The 19275-nt window shown below is 62.1% G+C and carries 14 protein-coding genes; 6 read left to right on the top strand and 8 right to left on the bottom strand.

Annotation, left to right across the window (positions count from 1 at the left end; all coding sequences use genetic code 11):
- The first annotated feature begins 41 nt into the window (after positions 1-41).
- A complete protein-coding gene (locus tag ACQR1F_RS13440; RefSeq protein WP_434913217.1) occupies positions 42-2636 on the top strand; it encodes a DEAD/DEAH box helicase in 2595 nt (864 codons plus the stop codon).
- Between the two features lie 123 nt (positions 2637-2759).
- Here ACQR1F_RS13440 and ACQR1F_RS13435 read toward each other — a convergent pair whose 3' ends face one another.
- Genes ACQR1F_RS13435 through ACQR1F_RS13425 form a run of 3 tightly spaced genes read right to left on the bottom strand, consistent with a single transcriptional unit; the run spans position 2760 to position 4978 of the window.
- The gene (locus ACQR1F_RS13435; RefSeq protein WP_434913216.1) at positions 2760-4127 is read right to left on the bottom strand and encodes an exonuclease domain-containing protein; all 1368 of its coding nucleotides are present in this window, start codon (positions 4125-4127) and stop codon (positions 2760-2762) included.
- Between the two features lie 12 nt (positions 4128-4139).
- Entirely contained in the window at positions 4140-4649 is a 510-nt protein-coding gene (locus ACQR1F_RS13430; protein WP_434913214.1) for an ImmA/IrrE family metallo-endopeptidase, read from the bottom strand.
- Entirely contained in the window at positions 4646-4978 is a 333-nt protein-coding gene (locus ACQR1F_RS13425) for a helix-turn-helix domain-containing protein (RefSeq protein ID WP_434913212.1), read from the bottom strand. The genes ACQR1F_RS13430 and ACQR1F_RS13425 overlap by 4 nt, the downstream gene beginning before the upstream one ends.
- A gap of 160 nt (positions 4979-5138) precedes the next feature.
- On the opposite strand from ACQR1F_RS13425, the gene ACQR1F_RS13420 reads away from it, so the two are divergent.
- The 5 genes from ACQR1F_RS13420 to ACQR1F_RS13400 all read left to right on the top strand — a co-directional run bounded on the left by ACQR1F_RS13420 (position 5139) and on the right by ACQR1F_RS13400 (position 12180).
- Entirely contained in the window at positions 5139-6296 is a 1158-nt protein-coding gene (locus ACQR1F_RS13420) for a metallohydrolase (RefSeq protein WP_434913211.1), read from the top strand.
- A gap of 4 nt (positions 6297-6300) precedes the next feature.
- Positions 6301-8610: a ThiF family adenylyltransferase gene (locus ACQR1F_RS13415; protein WP_434913209.1), complete on the top strand. Its 2310-nt coding sequence runs from the start codon at positions 6301-6303 to the stop codon at positions 8608-8610.
- Positions 8607-9419, top strand: a complete 813-nt coding sequence (locus ACQR1F_RS13410; protein WP_434913208.1) for a hypothetical protein — start codon at positions 8607-8609, stop codon at positions 9417-9419. Before ACQR1F_RS13415 ends, ACQR1F_RS13410 begins: the two co-directional genes overlap by 4 nt.
- 50 nt (positions 9420-9469) lie before the next feature.
- The gene (locus tag ACQR1F_RS13405; RefSeq protein ID WP_434913206.1) at positions 9470-11218 is read left to right on the top strand and encodes a metallophosphoesterase; all 1749 of its coding nucleotides are present in this window, start codon (positions 9470-9472) and stop codon (positions 11216-11218) included.
- Between the two features lie 197 nt (positions 11219-11415).
- A complete protein-coding gene (locus ACQR1F_RS13400; RefSeq protein WP_434913205.1) occupies positions 11416-12180 on the top strand; it encodes a hypothetical protein in 765 nt (254 codons plus the stop codon).
- A gap of 1909 nt (positions 12181-14089) precedes the next feature.
- On the opposite strand, the gene ACQR1F_RS13395 is transcribed toward ACQR1F_RS13400, so the two are convergent.
- The 5 genes from ACQR1F_RS13395 to ACQR1F_RS13375 form a co-directional block, all read right to left on the bottom strand.
- Positions 14090-15004 carry an NAD(P)-dependent oxidoreductase gene (locus tag ACQR1F_RS13395; protein ID WP_434913204.1) on the bottom strand — a complete coding sequence of 305 codons (915 nt, stop codon included), beginning with the start codon at positions 15002-15004 and terminating at the stop codon, positions 14090-14092.
- A gap of 209 nt (positions 15005-15213) precedes the next feature.
- Positions 15214-15600, bottom strand: a complete 387-nt coding sequence (locus ACQR1F_RS13390; RefSeq protein WP_434913202.1) for a hypothetical protein — start codon at positions 15598-15600, stop codon at positions 15214-15216.
- 630 nt (positions 15601-16230) lie between these two features.
- Entirely contained in the window at positions 16231-17523 is a 1293-nt protein-coding gene (locus tag ACQR1F_RS13385; RefSeq protein WP_434913200.1) for a TRAP transporter large permease, read from the bottom strand.
- On the bottom strand, positions 17514-18059 hold the full coding sequence (locus ACQR1F_RS13380) for a TRAP transporter small permease (RefSeq protein WP_434838710.1): 546 nt from the start codon (positions 18057-18059) through the stop codon (positions 17514-17516). The genes ACQR1F_RS13385 and ACQR1F_RS13380 overlap by 10 nt, the downstream gene beginning before the upstream one ends.
- 110 nt (positions 18060-18169) lie before the next feature.
- Complete coding sequence (locus ACQR1F_RS13375) at positions 18170-19141, bottom strand: TRAP transporter substrate-binding protein (RefSeq protein WP_315805643.1); 972 nt, start codon at positions 19139-19141, stop codon at positions 18170-18172.
- Between the last annotated feature and the right edge of the window lie 134 nt (positions 19142-19275).

Genomic DNA, 19275 nt, shown 5'->3' with positions numbered 1-19275 from the left:
CGGGCGCCTCCGTTCACCATCCGCGACATGGAAATGGGCGCGTGGTGGTGGATATGGGCGCTACTGTTATCGTTCGATTCGGTGGGAATGTTGAGCAGGTTCTCACTGGCGAGCTTGTCGAGACTGCCTCGCTCCAGTCAGCTCTGCGAGAGGGCTCGGCTGCCGACCCCATCGAGGCGGTGATCCGCGCGCAGGCCCTTACCATCCGGTCCGTCAACGACCAATGGGGGGTGTTTTCACGCTCGCGCGTGCAGTTGCTTCCTCACCAACTATGGGTTTGCCGCAAAGTAACCCAGGAGTGGCCCTTCCGCTGGCTGGTCGCCGACGACGTGGGGCTGGGCAAGACAATCGAATGTGGTCTCGTTCTCTTGCCCTTGATCGCCTCCGGGCGAGTGCGCCGGGTGATGATCCTTGCGCCGGCGAAGCTCGTCCCTCAGTGGCAGTTCCGCCTCAAGGACATGTTCGACATCCGGCTCCAACGCTATGTCACGGAGGCTGACACCGAGCGCGGCGATTTCTGGGCGACCGCTTCCATGGTCGTTGCATCCTTCCACACGTTGCGTGACGATCGTCGTGGGGCACGCCAAAGGCTCCTCGACGCCGATCCCTGGGACTTGGTCATCGTTGATGAAGCTCATCATCTGAGTGTCGATGAAAAAGCCGGCCAAACACTCGCATACAGCCTTGTCTCGGACCTCCAGGAGCGCGGCAAGATCAACTCTCTGCTCTTCTTCACAGGAACTCCCCATCGCGGAAAGGATTACGGCTTCTTCGGTCTGATGCAGCTCGTGCGACCCGATCTCTTCGATGCAGAACGGACCACGACGGAACAACTCTCTCAGCTTCCGAAGGTCATGATCCGAAATAACAAGGCGACGGTCACCGACCTTAAAGGCAACCAGCTCTTCAAGCCGGTCGATGTCTATAGTCGCGAGTACACATATAGTGAGCAAGAGGCCCAGTTTTACCGAACGCTGAGCGAATTCGTGATCGACGGTCGCGCATATGCCGGGACGCTTGACGGTCGCGCACAGACGGCGCGAATGCTCGTGCTCATCACTCTCCAGAAGCTAGCCGCCAGCTCGATCGCAGCGATCCGGAATGCGCTCGGCAAGCGCCGGATGATGCTAGCGGACGCCGTCAGGCGCTCGAGCGAGCCTTCCTCTGTCGCGTTACCCGACGACGATCAAGCGACGCTCGATGATTTGGCCGAAGCCGAAGAGGCGCTCCCCGGCTCCGCCGCTGTCCTGTTGATGGAAGACGAAATCCAGCGTCTTGACGAACTTATCACGCTCGCCGGCGCGATAGCCCAAGAGACGAAGATCGAACGCCTGCTTCGAATGATTGGCGAGGAGTTCGGCCAGAACGAGCCGATCCTGCTTTTTACGGAATACAAGGCCACCCAAGCACTTATAATGAACGCACTTCATCGGCGATTTGGACTCGGTTCTGCCACGTTTATCAATGGGGACGAACGGCTGGATGGGATTGAGCAGGCTTCGGGCGAGCCAAAGACGATCAGCCAACCTCGTGAGCATGCAGCAGACGCTTTCAACTCGGGGAAGGTGCGGTTCCTCGTGTCGACAGAAGCCGGCGGGGAAGGTATCGACCTTCAAGAACGCTGCGCGGTGCTGGTCCACGCGGATATGCCCTGGAATCCAATGCGTCTTCACCAGAGGGTCGGGCGTCTGTCTCGTTACGGCCAGACGCGGCCGGTCTCAGTCTACATTTTGCGGAATCCACAAACTGTCGAGGCTCGCATTTGGGACCTTCTCAACGCGAAGCTGGAACGAATTCAGGTCGCTCTCTCATCAGTAATGGAGGAACAAGAGGACATCTCGCAGTTGGTCATAGGCATGGCTGGCAATTCGCTTTTCAATGAGCTGTTTTCAGGGAGCGAAGGGCTTTCTGGCGAGCGTTTGGGGGCGTGGTTTGATAGAGCCACCGCTACGCTTGGCGGGCGTGATGTGGTTGAAACGGTGCGTGAACTTCTCGGCAATGTGTCGAGGTTCGACTTTCAACAGGTTGGCAAAGATCTGCCACAGGTTGATCTTGCTGATCTTGAAAGGTTCTTCACTCAAACTGTCAGCAGACACGGACGCCGAATTTTCCGACGCGACGATGGTCTAGAAATCAGGACTCCTGATGGCTGGAAGGAGCGCAGCTACGCGCTCCGGGATAAATACGAAGGGCTCGTCTTCGACCGAAGTCTTCGCGGCACGAACGCAGCTTCGCGGGTACTGGGAGTCGGCCACCATCTCTTCGATGTTGCGCTCGAAGACGCGCAAGCTGTTTCAGCGCGCTTAGCCTACGTTGATGGTCTCGGTGGCCCATTGCTGATCATAACAGTTGAGGATGAGGTTACCGGGACCGGCACGCTCGTCCATAGACTGATCTTCGGCGTAATGGAACGAGAAACGAGAATCGAAATTCTACGTGATTGGGAACTATTGCAGGCACTGAACGCCCTCACACCCCGAAACTCTCCAACCGACGGAGGTGTGAGTGAGGATACCGAGTCGGTGCTTGGACGCCTTAAACAGGCATTCGACGCCAATCTTTCCTCCCATGCGTCCACGCTTCGTAGGCCAGTCTCCTGGCCTGAGATGTTCTTCCTTCCGAGCAAGAGGGGATGATGTCGCTATGCTGTCTTGGAGGCGCGCTGGTCGAGCATGCGCCACAAGTGATAAGCGCGCGGTGCCGCGCGTCGACGCGACCAAGCGGCTGCACGATCTCGTAGCAAGGGGCAGCCGCGATTGCTATGTGATCGAGCCAAAGCTCTGGATGAATTCCTCCGAAATCTCGCCGCGAATCAATTCGAGTTCCGCCAGCGCGCTGGGCACCGTCGTCCATGGCGGCGAAGAGTGCCGACCATCACCTCGGCGCCTAGCAGCAATATCTTCGTCCATCGCGCGGCGGTCTACGTCGACGATCAGGTGAGGGGCTTCAAAATAGATCAACCTGCGACCGAGGCGCCTCAGGCGCTGATCCTCGAAACCCTCAACCAGGCGGAGCCGCTCATCCCAACTGCGCGAATGAAACTGCCTGCATAGTTCGCGATCGGCGTCGGAGAAAAAGCCGGCACCGTAGATCTGCAATTCGACGTGCTCGGAGGCCGGGTAGACCATCTCGGAGGCTGCAGCGGCGTTAGTTAGCCGCTCCATGAAATCCGGATCGGCCCTGACCAGCGAAGCCGTCCGCATGAGTTCCTCTTCGGAGGTGTCCCTGAATAGCGGTCGTTCGATGTCCCATAACGGATAAAGCAGTGGGGAGCCGTTGACCTTAAGCCGCCGGATGGGCCGAGGTTCGACCTTCAAGCATTCCGCGAGAGCCTGTTCTTCGAGATTTCTCAATGCTTCGATGTCTCCGGCCAGATCGAGGCAATAGTGAACATTGCGGTCGCGCGGGCTAATGCCCACCCGGGTCAGGAAATGCATGACGCGCGGAGACCCATAGAAATCGAAGTAAGCGAAAGCGTCCTCATCTCTGACGAAATCGATGACAGACGTCTTTGACGAAAAACGGAGGAACGTGGACCACAGTTCGGGTGCGCCACTTCGAACCAGCCGGCACAACTCAAGCATCGCCTCGACGTCGTGGACCGCGTCGTGAGCGCGACCAGCCTTAATTCCATTCGCGGCGGCAAGCGGACCGAGCTTGTAGACATCCGCGCCATCTGCGCCGACGCCCGGACGGATGACTGTCGGATGCAGAGTGCCCGCAGCCCGCATAAGATTGAGAACGTCAGCGCGCGCGTTACGATTGGTGTTGGTCAGAAACACCGGATGAAGGCACTGATAAAAGGCTTGGCGGAGAAATTCCTCGTCGAAGGATATCGAATTGAAGCCGAGGAAAATGGCAGGCGACCATGTTTCGAGAACGCGAGCTATTTCGCAGACCATACTGTAGTGGGTTTGACGCGACATGTCGGACGCTTCCGCGAGCGATGTTCCCGTCAGATGTAGCGCTTTCGGGGAGGGAACGATGTGAGGCATCAGCCGGCATCTGGTTTCGAACCTCTCAGTTTCAACGAGATCGACGTCGGCTCTAACGGCCGCGAATTGAAGAATTTGATCGAAGCGCTTGTTCAGGCCGGTGGTCTCGACATCGTAGAAGACGAAAGCCACGCTGATTGCCGCCTAAATCTGCTCTAATCTGATTTGGAAGGCGGTGAGGCTCACTCTGAATCGCTGCGCGAGGCGGATGAGATAATCATCGTCGTGAAGATCGCCGGCCGATTCGGAAAGTACCTGGCGGACCAATCTGGCCGGCAAGAGCAGTTCGGACGCGAACGCGTTGGCCTGAATTTCTAGGGGATCAATTCCTTGCGCGGATGTCGGATCGCGGGCGATGAAGTTCTTGCTCTTGTCAATCAAGACTGCGTTTTCTAGGTGAGACCGGTGAAGTACTATGTGGCCCAATTCATGCGCGATCGTGAAGCGTTGCCTGTTAGGATGATGCTTCGAGTTGACGCCTATAATGGGCTTGCCGTCGCGTAAAAACGCCATGCCGGACAGCTCGTCATCGAAGGGAGTGTATTCGATCCTGACACCGAGAGCCTTCGCGAGCTTTTCCACCGGAACAGGTGGACCCTTCAGCCCGAGCTTGTCGACGAGCATTCGCGCTTGTTCCTTCGCGGACTCGTTCATTTCCCGCCTCCGGCCTTTCGTCGCACGTATTGCTCGATCTGTGCTTTCTGTTCTTCGCTGACTTCACTGCCCACAATCCGCAGAGGGCCGCTCGCTTGTTCGAACGAGTAGCTCGCTGGGACTAGATCGACGATCGAGTCGACCCTCAACGCGGTCGCCAGTTTGTAGATCTGATGAAGCATAATCTTCTGGCGTCCACTTTCGATGTTCGCGAGGGACGCTCTGGTTAGGCCGATCTGGTCCGCCACTTCCGCTTGCTTCAGCCGCAACTTCTTTCTCCGCGCCGCTATGGCGGCGCCGACGACGCGGTAGATCTCCAAATCAGCCATGTGCGTGAGAGAATCGGAATTCGAGTCGGCCGTCAACGAGGCAAACATAATTGTGCTTAATACAAACATTAACGAAAGTTAATATTTCAATGAAAAATTCTAATCTGTTCCTCTGGTAGAGTTCCACCATGAAACTGATTCACACCCCGACATCAGGAGGATGGCAGTGGCGGCTAAAGCAACTCTCTTCAAGGTCGACAACGGCGACATGATCCTGTTCGAAACCGAGTCGGGGAAACGCATCCTGTGCGACATAAACATCCGCCAGGCTGCCGACGACACGGACGACGATACGCCTGACGTCGCCAAGCAGCTCCGGAAGAGGCTCGATCGAGACGAAAAAGGCCGGCTGTTCGTCGACGCCTTCCTCAACACCCATCCGGACGCCGACCACATCAGGGGCCTGATCAAGCACTTCCATCTGGGCGATCCGTCCACCTGGGTGAAAGCCGACGACAAGATCATCATCCGCGAGATGTGGTCTTCGCCCATCCTGTTTCGCCGAGCGAGAGCAAAGGACGAAGATCACGTCTTGTGCGCGGATGCCGAGGCTTGGCGCGACGAGGCCCGCCGGCGCGCCAACAAGTTCAAGAAGGACCGAATCGCCGCCGATGGCAACCGCATCCTTGTTCTCGGCGAGGATGTCGACGGCAAGACCGACGACCTCGCCGACATCTTGGTGAAGATTGACGAGGTCTTCTCCAAGATCTGTGGCGTGCACGACAGCTCCTTCGAGGCGCGCCTGCTGGCACCGATGCCCGCCCAGGACGAGGAGGACGAGGAAGTTCTGACGAAGAACAATTCGAGCGTCATCATGCGGCTGGACCTGAAGGTCTCCAAGGTCACACGTGGTCGCCTTCTTCTGGGCGGCGACGCCGAGGTCGCGATCTGGGACCGCATCTGGGAGCGCAACAAGAAGTGGCCCGAGCGTCTTCAATACGACGTCCTGATCGCGCCGCATCATTGTTCCTGGCATAGCCTTTCGTACGATAGCTGGTCCGACAAGGGCGAAGAGGCCGAGGTCTCCAAACCCGCCCGCTGCGCCCTCGGCCAGCCGCTCGGCGGCGCGCTGATCGTGGCCAGCAGCAAGCCCATCAAGGACGACGAGAACGACCCGCCGTGTATCCGCGCAAAGCGCGAATATCTCGACATCCTCGACCCGGTGAAGGGCGAATTCAAATGCGTCGCCGGCAGCCCGGGCGACGACCCGCTGATGATAGAGGTCTCCTCAGCCGGACCACGCATCAAGCGCGCCGTCTTCGCGGTCAGCGTCGCGGCCGGCACCGGCATCGGCAGCCAGCCGCTCGCCCACGGATGAGCCGATGGCGGCGATTCCCGCGGTGGACGACATTCCGATACCGGTCCGCCGGGCTATGCGTCTCATCGAGGCGCATCCGTCCGTCGAACGGGTGACTGCTGACCACGACGCAGGTACCGGCGTCACGCTGGCCGTCGTCGATATTCGGACCGAACTTCCGAACGCATGGAGAGCGGCAGGCGTCGGCCCGTCGGGCGTCCGCGAGATTGAGCCGGTCTCTTTCCTCTTCACCGGGGGCTATCCGCTCGGCGCGCCGAAAATCCTGCTCCGGACCGACTTCAACCGGAGCCATCCCCACATCCAGCCCTGCCGGAGCGGCGGCCCGCCCGAGCCTTGTCTGGTGGCGGGGTCGCCGCGCGAGATACTGCGCGTCCGCGGAATCGGAGGGCTATTCGAGCAGCTCGTCGACTGGCTCGACAAGGCGGCGATGGCTCAACTGATCGACCCGCAGCAGGGCTGGGAGCCCGTCCGGCGGGACGGCATCGACGACGTGATTGTCGCCGACGCCGCCTGGCTCACCCGCTTGCCGACGCGCGAAGGCGGCTGCTCGGTCTTTCCGGCGTGGTACTATTCGCACGGCGTGGGACCCGTCACCTACAGGATCGGTCTCTCCGAAGCGGCGCCGGTGCCTCTGGGACCGAACATCGTCGGCGACTGGCGCTTTGTTCCCGTCGGCGACACGGGCTACCGCGGAAACACGCATGCCCTGGTCGCCTGGTCCGGCAAGCTTCCGACCGGACAGCCTTTCGTCGCGGGGCGCTATCTCCCCGAGACTGTCTCCTCAATCGACGAACTCCTAGCCAGAGCCGCTGAGCTCGGGTGCCGCGAATTCCTCGAGCCCAAGCTCAGCATTCTGCAGAGCCGGGTGTCGGCCGCCAAGCTGAGAAGGGAACAGCCGGTCGCGGTCCTGCTGCTGGCGAGGCGTCCCTGCGACGTGATCGGCACCGGCTCGCCGATCGAGATCTGTCCCTACGTGGTCGAACTGCGCGGCAAGGACGCGCTCGCGAATGGCAGCGGCAAGCCGGTCAGGACCGCCACGCATCGCGAGGAGGTGTCGCCGGAACTCCTGAGGCGCGCCGCCGGCGACGACGGAGAGGCGTTGCGGCCCTGGACGCTCGTCGGATGCGGAAGCATCGGATCGAAGATGGCGGTCCACATGGCAAGGTCGGGACGGGCGCCGGCGGCCGTGGTCGACAACGGCGTCATGCAGCCACACAACTTCGCCCGCCACGGCCTCCTGCCTTCGGAAAGCATGGTCGAGAGCTTCTGGGCGATCCCGAAGGCGTTCTACCTGGTGGAGGCGCTAGCGCCCTTCAAGCAGCGGGCGGTACCGCACGACGTGGACATCGTTGCGCACGCGTTCGACAACAAGTCGATCGCCGGGCTCGTCGCGTCGGGCAGTTTCGCGGTCGTTAACACGACCGGTTCGGCGAGCGTGCGCGAGGCGCTGGTGCTGCCGGGCGTTGCGGTCAGCCGTCCACGAGCGATCGAAGCCTGCATGCTCGGGATAGGAAGCGTCGGCCTGATCTCGGTGGAGGGGCCTCAGGCCAACCCGTCGACGACCGATCTGATCTGCGAGGCGTACCGTTCGATCCACGCGGACCCGGATCTGAGGGGCGAAGTCTTCAATACGGAAGCCGAGGCCATCGCGATCGGACAGGGATGCTCCGCGATCACGATGCCGCTGTCCGACGGCCGACTCTCGACGTTCGCGGCGCCCATGGCAGAGCACGTGCTCAAGCTGCAGCGCGACGGACTGCCTGGCGCCGGCGCGCTGCTGATTGGGCGCCTCGGCGCGGACGGCCTGAGCCAGAAGTGGACGCGCACGGAGGTCGCACCGCGCATCGTCGTCTGCGACGGAAGCGCGAGCGTCGTGCGCCTGAGCCCGGAGGTCGACGAGACCATCCGTCGGGAAGTCGCGGCGCGCCCAGGCTCTGAGACGGGCGGAATCCTGATCGGCCGCTTTTCGGACGTCGCCAACGTCTTCCACGTGATCGGGACGATGCCGGCACCGCCCGACAGCAAGTTCTCGCGCGAAGAGTTTGTGCTCGGCACCGAAGGATTGAAGCCCATGCTTCGGTACCTCATCGAAGGGTCGGGCGGCACCCTGTACGCGCTCGGTACCTGGCACAACCATCTCTTCCCGAGCGGGCCGTCCGGACGCGACGTGAAGACCGCCGCAAAGCTCTCGATCAGTCAGTATTTCCCGCTGCTGATGCTGATCCACACGCCTACGGGTTACGTCCACTTCACCGCGGAGGCCCTGTCGGCCGCCGGAGGTCCGGCATCGCCGGACAAGGAGGGTAGGAAATGAACAATCCTCTCGACGCCTACACAATGAAGGCGCGGCTCGTCCCGGCAGTCATCGCCGGTGCGCCTGCTTTCGCATTCGCCGCCATCTTCGTGTCGTGGGGCAGTCTCGGTCTCACGCATCTGATCGCCGCGACTGCGCTCACCGTGCTATTCGCGGCGTTCGCCGATATCGCGCGCCGGCGCGGCAAGGCGATCGAGCCGAAGCTGATTGAAAGGATGGGCGGACTGCCGACCACGACGACGCTTCGGCACCGCGACGACACCTACGACGATGACACCAGGGCCGGATTCCACGCGTTCATCGCAGCCAAGCTCGGCAAGCCGGCTCCCACGGCCGCGGAGGAGGCCGCCGATCCGGTTGCGGCAGACAGCTACTATGCCCGCGGGGCGACCTGGCTGCGCGAGAACACCCGCGACGCGAAGAAGTTCGACATCCTGCTCAACGAGAACATCAGCTACGGATTCCGCCGCAACCTGCTCGGTCTGAAACTGCCCGGATTCGTGCTGAACGCCTTGATCGTCGCGATCTGCCTCGCGATCTTCTGGCGCCGATGGCCGGTCGATCTGTCGAACACATTCGACGCGAAGCTGCTCGCGGTCGTCGTGATTGCCGTGCTGCATGCGATCTATCTGGCGGTCTTCGTGACAGAAGCAGGCGTATTCGAAAGCGCGAGGACATATGCCCGGCAACTACTGCTCTGTACGCAGTCGCCGCACTTCAGCGGGGCGCCGAAGCCGCGTTCGACGGTGGCCCGCACGCCGGCTCGCCGCGGCGGGGCGAAGACCGAAGCAAAGATCCAAGAGCAATGACCGAATGATCCGGAACGTAGGACTGCTGTAGCCCATCGAAGGAGACGCAAGTGGCAGACGATCTGCTCAACGACACCAAGTCCTATCCGCGCATGGCACACTGGTTCGATCCGGTGCTACTGCTCCAGTTGCTGAACAACGTGGTCGTGTCGTCGATATTCGGGCAATACGCGGACAGACGATTGATGATCGCGGCGCTCGACACCGTTCCACCCGAGGAGCACACGAGGCGCGCGGAGGAATTCCGGTCGCGCCTGAAGACGGACGAGAATGGCGCTGTGTGGATCGACTGGGTCGCCGATCTCGGCGACGGATTCGACAGCACCTACGCGGTAGCGAGCCTGCTCGCGCGGAAGGAAGTGAAGGTCGGCGACATTGCTCTGCCGCGCGGCCAAGCGCTCGTCATGGGCGGCGATGAAGTCTACCCAAAGGCCACCCGGCAGGCCTACGCCAATCAGCTCCGGCAGCCCTATGCATGGGCCGCGCCGGATCCCGACAGAAGGGGCGACCAGGGTAGGCCTCTGCTGGCGATCCCCGGCAACCACGACTGGTACGACGGATTGGTGCTCTTCCTCGCGCTCTTCTGCAAGGAGAAGCCATGGCATGTCGGCGCATGGCGATCCTACCAGCGACGCAGCTACTTCGCCGTTCGCCTGACCGAGACCTGGTGGCTGTGGGCGACCGACATCCAGCTCGCCGACGACATGGACCAGCCGCAGGCGGACTACTTCAAGCATATCGCCGCAAGCATGCCGGAGAACTCCAGGATTATCCTGTGCAGCGCCGAGCCCGGCTGGCTGTACACGGACAGCAACCGCAAATCCTGGGAGATCATGGAGTACGCCGCCAGCATCGCGATGAACGCCGGACGCGGACACACCATTCCGGTGCTGCTGTCGGGTGACACGCATCACTACAGCCGCTACGTGGGCAAGGACAACCGCCAGTACGTCACATCTGGTGGAGGAGGAGCCTTCCTCCATCCGACGCACCAGCTCGAACAGGCGGTCTCGGTGAATTTCGTGAATCGCCGCGAGGAGCTGAAACTCGGTAGCATGCCGCACCCCAAAGATCCGAAGAAGACGACGGCCACGGCATACCCATCGTTCGCGACCAGCAAGGCGTTGGCGTTGCGGAACGTCTTCTTTGCCTTCAGCAACTGGGATTTCTCGCTGCTGATGGGCGGGATCTACTTCCTGTTCGCGGCGCTGATCTCGCTGCGAGACCGCCCCGACGTCTACGCGCTGATTGCCGCTGTCTTCGGCGCGTCGCTGATCGGCTACACGATCAAGCAGGAGGTCTCGACCAAGTTCAAGATCTGGTTCTCGGCGGCCGTGCACGCCGCGGCCCACGTTGCCGTCCTTATCTACGCCGCCCGATATGCGATCGCGTACAACAACCAGCATTTCACCTGGAGCGGCGAGTGGTGGGAGGTCTGGAAGTGGTTCGGCCTGCTCGCCGCCGAAATGGTACCGGTCGGCTTCCTGGTCGGCAGCACGCTGTTCGGATTGAACATGCTAATCACGTGCCTGCTGTTCCGGATGAACCGCAACGACGCCTTCAGTTCGCTCCGGATCGGCGCGTACAACAACTTCCTGCGTTTCAGACTCACCGAAGACGGTTTTGACATGTACGTCGTCGGCCTCGAGCACGTGCCCGGGCGGGACGACTGGATCGCCAACGCGAAACACGACAAGAACAAGCCCGATCCGGAGATTCCGGTTTTCGTCTCGAAAGCGGATCTCTCGCCTCATCTGATCGAGAAGGTATCGGTCAAACTTCAGAATTCACGATCATAGGAGATTCCCATCAATGCCACTTAGATGACATCGGCTGCGGCCCGCGCCACGTTCGTTATGGGTGCAGAAGCAGACATCGTCTAAGAGTCGCTGGAAGCCGGGAAATTGGCGCTCGTTCTCGTCGCGATCTTGCCTCGTCGATGCACGATCGATCGCTTCGATTTCAGAGCACGAGAATCGTCACCGCAGGAGTCGTCTTGAAGAAGAAAGCGCTGAAAGGGTTTCTCGTCCCGGATGGCAACGAGATCTTGCGGACAGACATTCCCGCCGTTGCCGAACTCATCGCGCGGACCGCGCGATGGGTACATCCCGAGACGTTTCGCGCCTTGCCCGTCTGGGCGCCGCATGCGGCTCGTGGGATGCCGCTGTTCGATGCCAGTTGGTCACGCCAATACACCAACACGAAAAAGGCTACGGGGATCAAATCAGACAAGTTCGAAGGCAACGTGGCGGCCGCGCATGCTTTGTTCGCCGCGCTGGATGTCGCTTCGCCGAGACCGAAGAACTGGGCAGTCTGTCATATCTGGGGGTACGACGATCCGGCATTTGCGCAGCACAGCGGCGTCGTCCAGGATCGGCGTTACTTCTCGTGCGTCGCCAACATGGTTTGGCTTCCGACATCGTTGAAGGGGTTCACCGATACTCTCCCGGAGATCAAGGCGATGCTGCGGACATGTGCCTTCCATCTATACGGTTGGGCGTGCGAGCATCCTTCCGTTGCTGAGCAGGCCGCCGAAGTCCGGTCCGGACGGATACCGCCCGACTATCCGGCCGAGTGGCCCGACGGAAAAAGCCCGGGACAACTGCCTCCCGGGACCGCGCCGTTTACGGAAAGAGTTCAGCTTGCGATTGCCAAGAGAAAGGCAAAGATCACATCAGATCTCAAAAACGCCGCCTACATCCACTATCCTAAATCCGAGGTCGAGAGGGTTCTGAAGTTCTGGAACGTCGACCTGGGCTAGACGTGGCGGTAGCCGCAGGCTCGAGCCGGACACGTCGTCGATTGTTCGCCGCGCACTCACTCATACAGTTGGTTGTACCGCGAGAAGATATCGCCACCGCGCGCGTTAGATAGGGGTGAGGTGGCGACGGGGGGACGGATGGTCGGACAGTCAAAGGGAGAAAATATTTCTAAACGGATACAGCGCTAAGCCGAACCCGCAGTAGCCGACTTGCGCCCAATATTGGAGCAAGAAACAGATACAAAATGGTACGAAACGAAAGTGTAAATCAGCGCCGAAGCATGACCCCTCCAACGTCGTGTGGATCAGAGGCTTAGCGTGCCGATCGGCGTCGGCACCCCACGCCGATTAACAGCCAAGAGCGCGCCGGAGCCAGAGGAACATGAGAAAGTTGGAGGGTTCGCTCAGGGTGTCGGTCGACTTCCTTGGCGACGATTCGAGAGGATCGCCGAGACCCTGAAGGGGCGGACGCGAAGTCCGTTCGGACGAAGTGAGCCGAGCATCGTCATGGCAGACTGTCCCAAGCCGCTCTTCCAAGCGCAGTCTCTCTGCCCTTGCTGTGAGCGTGGGTTTGCGATCAGCGCAGGGTCGACACGAGCACAGTCCAGTGGTACAAGCATCAAACTGGACGTAGAGGTAAGTGGCTGTTTTTGCTACAGTTTGACGGATCGAGCCCCAATCCTTTCCTGGGCACCACGCTTCGCTCTTCGAGCTTCGCGTGGCGCCGCCGAGCTAAGGCTCGGTTTTGATTTTTCCCCGACATCGCTGTAGCTCCGAAGTCGCCGGACCACGCATCCCGTCGGTCGCAGACACGCTTCGCCGCGCATCGGCGGCTTTCGCCGTGAGCTCCGGTTCGGCCATGCCAACACCTCGTGTCATTCTCGATCTCGCCGCAGCGACGGTCAGATCCCCTCCCCCTTGCGGGGAGGGGTTGGGGGTGGGGGTCCGCACGCTCCGCTGCAAATGAGGCGCACGTCGCTTCTCTTGCTTCAGAGAGGTGGTGCCTGTCGCTTGCTTCATCGCCCGGAGACCCCCACCCCCGACCCCTCCCCGCAAGGGGGAGGGGAGTGGACCGAGACCTTGGTGAGACTTTGATCCGATCGCGTAACGAAGAAAGGCAAGGCGCCTCCTGCACGAAGATGCATCTCGTGTATCAGTCATCCTCATCGTCTCGGATCTCGTGCGCTGATCGGAAATCAGTCTGGACGAGCCTCCTCATCCTCGCGACGCATCCGCGCCCGAGTCATGCTGATCGTCTCGCCCTCCAAATCATGAGGGCGCAGGGAAGGCCGGGTGCCGACCGCACCCATGGCCCGCCAGCGGAAGAAAATGCTGGCGGCAGGAACCACAGGTACGCGCCGGATCATCCGGCCCTCCCTGCGCAACGGTTTTAACGGCTGCTTCGCGTTCTCCCTGGTGCGCCGGGCTTGTTGGCCACCATCACGAGCGCGACACGCCAGGGCATCGCCACCCGCTTGATATCAGCGTCGGGATATCAGGACCGCGCGACTTGACCGTGCGTGCATCGCCGTTCGTCCGCGCGATTAGCTCACGCTGCGTCGACACACGCCCATCGCATCCCACTGCCAACGTCTCGTGACGGTCGCGACACGCCCCTCATGCGGCAGCAGGGACGCGCGGAAATGTGCAGCTGATTTGCCCGACGGTGCAAGCCCGAATGCTGCGACAGACTGGCACGACGGGCAATGAGTGCATGGCGGTCATACTGATAGCTCCGGCGTCCTTGCGAGCGAAGCAATCCCAGGGCTCGGGCGTCGCCCCTGATTGCTTCGTCGCTTCGCTCCTCGCAATCACGGTGGCTGTGGCTGATTTCAAGCGCGGCGACCGGACTGTGTTCGCGCTCGAATTCGTCGGTCCAGGGGCTGGCCAACAAAGTCCGATGTCCAGGTCACTCCGTGCGTGACGCCGCGATCACGCGCGCCAGCACCGGCCAATACAGATCGCCATATCCCGCCTCGATGGCCTCTCCCAATCGTCTGTCGGCGAGATCCGCGCCCGGCAGATCGATCTGCACGGACCTGGCGAGATCGAGGGCATAGCCGATGTCCTTGCGGGCATATTCGGTCGAGAACGCCCGCTCCGGGTATGTGTCGGACAGCATCGCCTTCATGCCGTGGTTGCGCAGCGCGAAGCTGTCGGCAGAGCCTTTGGCGAGGGTCTCGAACAGCAGCTTGGGATCGAGGCCCGCACGCCTGGCGGTCTCCAGCGCCTCGCCGAGCGCCACCACGGTCTGCATCAGCACCATGTTGTTGAGCATCTTCACGACCTGGCCTGCGCCGACGCCGCCGCAATGGGTGATGTCGGTCGCAAACGTCGCGATCAGCGGCCGCAGCCTTTCGAACGTGGCGGCGTCGGCTCCTACCATCACGCTCAGCGTGCCGTCTTCGGCCGCCTGCCGGGTGCGGGCGATCGGCGCATCGGCGAAGGCGGCGCCCCTGGCCGCGAAACGCGAGGCCAACTCCCGGCTGGCCTGCACCGGCGAGGTGCCGAGGTCCACGATGGTGTGACGCGCCTCGACGTGACGGAGCAGGCCGTCGTCGCCGTCGCATACGGCCTGGACGTGCTTGCCGCTCGGCAGCGCCATGAAGATCAATTCGGCCTCCCGCGCCAGCTCCGCGAGCGATGTGGCCCTGATGACGCCGACCGCGGCGAGTCGCTGCAGCGGCGCATCCAGGCGATCGAAGCCGAGCACCGTGGCGCCGGACTTGAGAGCCAGATTGCGGCACATCGGCTCGCCCATGACGCCCAGACCGATGAATCCGATTGCGCCCATTGCAAGCTCCTCTTCATTGGGCCCTGCCATCTCGACGATGGTCGCCAGCGCTGCCGGTTGGCGTAGGCACGCTCGGAATTGTTGTCTGAATCTACGCCGGTGTCGACCGAGCAAACGATTCGCCGCTCATGTCGGCGATGCAGAAGTGGATCGAGAGCAGGGCGCTGCGCGCAGGACCATGACCCGGACCGACGCGGGTCGCAAACCCATGAACCTGACGCGATCAGGGCGACGGCCGACTACTCGGTCTCCGCCTCGCCGCTGACACCCAGCCGGCGCAGCATCACCGTCAGCGCGATTGCCGGCAGCATGATCCACAGCGTGAAATCATCCGGCTGGCGCAGCGCGCCCAGCGTGGCGTGACGGGCGAGGAAGCGTCCGAGCGCCGTGCGGCGCGAGGTCACGCTGCGCAGCACCAGCGGGACGCCAAAGACGAAGGCCAGGATGACGAACGTCATCGCCAGCGGCCATCCGCCGGGAAACCGGTCGACGCCGCGGGCCGCGAAGCCCACCAGCAGCAGCAAGCCGACCAGCGTCACCACGCCGCCGCACAAACCGGAGGCGACACGGATGAGCAGGTCGTCCTGCATCAGCTCGCGGTCGACCTGTTCCAGCAACGGCTTCATGGCCTGCCTCTATGCGCGCGGTCGCGGCGAACGGCGATCGTCACCCGGATTCGTGTCGGGAGCTCGGCGTAGGTTCGACGCTGCGATCGCTGTCCGGTCCGCGGCCACGGCGCCGAGCCTTCCGGTCTCTAATTGTCGAAGGTAGCATTCTCCCGCCCGGGGCGCCGGCGCGCTCTTCGCTAGCCGATCCTATTGTCTCGTTCGTTGTCACAGACACGTCCTATGCTGTTCACCCCGTTCGTCACCGGGCCTTGGTGGACCTGCAGGCAGCCAAGCGCATCGAAGTCTCATAGGACGGGCTCGGCAGAGTGGAGTCCGAGATTGTGATGGGGATGTAGTTCGACCTCGCGGCGACCGTCGCAAGTTCGGACTCGTCTCCTGCGTGAAGTGAGCGGCAGCGAAGTCTGGGCAGGCTGCACTGCATTGGAAGGCATGTTGGCAAACCCACCGTCATTGCGAGCGCAGCGAAGCAATCCAGAGCTCTGCGCGTGACTCTGGATTGCTTCGTCGCTTCGCTCCTCGCAATGACGGTGGAGACACTTCGCGAGACATCAAAAGGATTCCCAATCGAGGTTGCGGTCACGATGAGCAGGTGCGGTCGGCCGGCCAAGGCCGGCGAGCGCGCTGCGCCTATCCCTTGTACCCCATCAAGAGCCGCGGCAGCCACAGCGAGAACGCCGGGACGTAGGTCACGAACATCAGGGCGGCGATCAGCGCGGCGTAGAACGGCAGGATGGTGCGCATGACGGCGCCGACCGAGATGCCGCCGATGGCGCAGCCGACGAACTGGGTGGTGCCGACCGGCGGGGTGTTGAGGCCGAGCGCGCAGTTGATCAGCATCAGCATGCCGAACTGCACCGGATCCATGCCGGCCTTCATCGCGATCGGCAGGAAGATCGGGGTGCAGATCAGGATGGTGGCCGCCATGTCCATGAAGGTGCCGAGCAGGAACAGGATGACGTTGATCAAGAGGAAGATCATCCAGGGCTGCGTCGAGACCTTGCTCATCAGGTCGCCGGCGAAATCGGCTACCTCGTAGAGTCCCATCAGGTACTGGAACATGGTGGAGACGCCGATCAGCAGCAGCACGACGCCGGTGGTCTTCACCGCCTTGGCGGCGGCGCGCAGGAAGTTGGCCAGGGTCATCGTGCGGTAGATGAAGAACGTCAGCAGGATCGTGTAGGTCACCGCGACGGCCGCGGACTCCGTGGCGGTGAAGACGCCGGACAGGATGCCAGTCAGGATGATGCCGACGATCAGAAGGCCGGGCAGCGCCGCCGCGAACGAGCGGAAAACTTCGGGCCAGCCTGGAAACTTGCCGGCGGGATAGCCGCGCTTCACGGCGACCGCGTAGGCGGCGACCAGCATGCAGACCATCAGCACCAGCGCCGGCAGGAGACCGGCGGCAATCAGGGCGCCGATCGACACCTTGCCGCCGGCGGCGAGCGCATAGATGATCATGTTGTGACTGGTCGGCATCAGCGCGCCGACCAGCGAGGCGTGGGTGGTGACGTTGACGGCGTAGTCGGTGTCGAACCCCTCCTTCTTCATCATCGGGATCATCACCGCGCCCATCGCCGAGACGTCGGCGACGGGAGAGCCGGAGACGCCGCCGAACAAGGTGCAGGCGACGACATTGGACATGCCGAGTCCGCCGCGGATGTGGCCGACAAGGCTCTTGGCGAGCTTCACGATCTTGTCGGCGACGCCGCCATGCAGCATCAGCTCGCCGCTGAAGACGAAGAACGGGATGGCGAGGAACGAGAAGATGTTCATCCCCGACATCATCTGTTGGAAGATGACGGCGACCGGCAGGCCTTCATACAGAATGGTGCAGATCGCGGAGAGGCCGATGGCGAAGGCGACGGGAACGCCGAGGATGAGAAAGCCGAAGAACGTGACGCCGAGAATGATCAGTTCCATGACGGGATGACCTCTTCACCGCGCAGGAGAGCAATGATGTGCTCGATCGAGAAGGAGACGATCAGGAGCCCGGAGACGACCAGCGGGACGTAGCGGACGAGCTCGGGCAGGCCGAGATTGGCGATCTTCACGGTGCCGACGGAGGCGCCGAGGATCCAGCCGTTGTAGGCCATGGCGATGCCGAACAGGGCGACCAGCACGTGAATCACGATCTCGATCTTCTCGCGCGTCGAGTCCGGCAGCATCACGAGGAGACTATCCATGCCGATATGTCCGGCGTCGCGGACGCCGACGGCGCCGCCGATCAAGGTGACATAGAGGATCAGGACCAACGCCAGGTTCTCGGTCCAGGTCGGGCTGGAGTTGAGCACGTAGCGGCCGAACACCTGGTAGAACACGATGGTGACGATGACGAGCAGGCCGGCGACGGACAGATACATGCCCAGCCGCGCGATGACGGCGTTGATCCGCGTCAGCGGGCCGCGTGACGGGCGTCCCTCCCCATGCTCGTGGTCGCCGACATGTGGGTCTGTCATTCCCGTCCCTCCCCTGGCCTTCCTCCGGCGCCGCCTGATGGCGGCGCCGGACCGTATGATTGTTGTTCTTGGTAGATGTCTTTGAAGTCGCGATTGTTACGTCGCCACTCTTACTTGGTATCCTGGATGCGCTTGACGAGACTCGAGAGCTTCTCGTCGCCGGCGAACTTCTGGTAGACCGGCTTCATCGCGTCGACGAATTCCTGCTTGTTGGCGATCGTCACGACCTGGACGCCGGCGGCCTCGACGGCCTTGCGGGAGGTCTGCTCGCGCTCGTCCCAAAGCTTGCGCATGACCGGCACCGACTCCTTGGCCGCCTTGCGGATCATCGCCTGATCCTCCTTGCTCAGGGTGTCCCAGACCTTCTTGGACATCACGAGGACTTCGGGCGCCAGCGAGTGCTCGGTGACGTTGTAGAACTTGGCGGCCTCGAAATGGCGCGAGGATTCGTAGGACGGCCAGTTGTTCTCGGCGGCGTCGACGAGGCCGGTCTTGAGCGCGGTGTAGACCTCGCCATAGGGCATCGGCGTCGGGTTGGCGCCGAGGCTCTGGATCATGCCGACCCAGAGGTCGGACTGCTGGACGCGGATCTTCAGGCCCTTGAGGTCGGCGAGCGACTTGACCGGCGCCTTGACCGTGTAGATCGAGCGCGCGCCGCTGTCATAATAGGCGAGGCCGATCAGGCCGGCGGGCTCCATGGCGGCCAGGATCTCGTCGCCGATCGGCCCGTCCAGCACGGTGCGCATGTGCTGGGTATCGCGGAACACGAAGGGCAGGCACAGCGCGACGGTTTCGGGCACGAAGTTGTTGAGCGGCGAGGAGTTGATCCGCATCATGTCGAGCGCGCCGATCTTGAGCTGCTCGATCGTGTCCTTCTCGGAGCCCAGCGCCCCGTTCGGAAACACCTTGACGCCGAGCTTGCCGCCGCTCGCCGCCGCGAGCTGCTTGCCCATGAACTTGACGGCTTCGACGGTCGGATAATCGGCGGGGTGCACGTCGGCGGAGCGGAAATCGCGCGCGGTCGCCAAGGGCGACGAGACCGCCAGCACAGCGGCCGCAATGATACCTGTAAGTGCCTTCATCCTGGCTTCCTCCTCATGTGATTATGTCGTTGTCGGCAGATGCTGCGGCCGCCTTGGGTCGCTGCACTTCAGATGCGAAGTCATGCGACAATATCACGCGTACGGCCAGGGGCATTTTCTGTCCAAGCCAAAGG

This window comes from Bradyrhizobium sp. HKCCYLS3013 (assembly GCF_051167615.1).
Taxonomy (GTDB): domain Bacteria; phylum Pseudomonadota; class Alphaproteobacteria; order Rhizobiales; family Xanthobacteraceae; genus Bradyrhizobium.
This window is presented reverse-complemented; position numbering and strand designations above follow the sequence as displayed.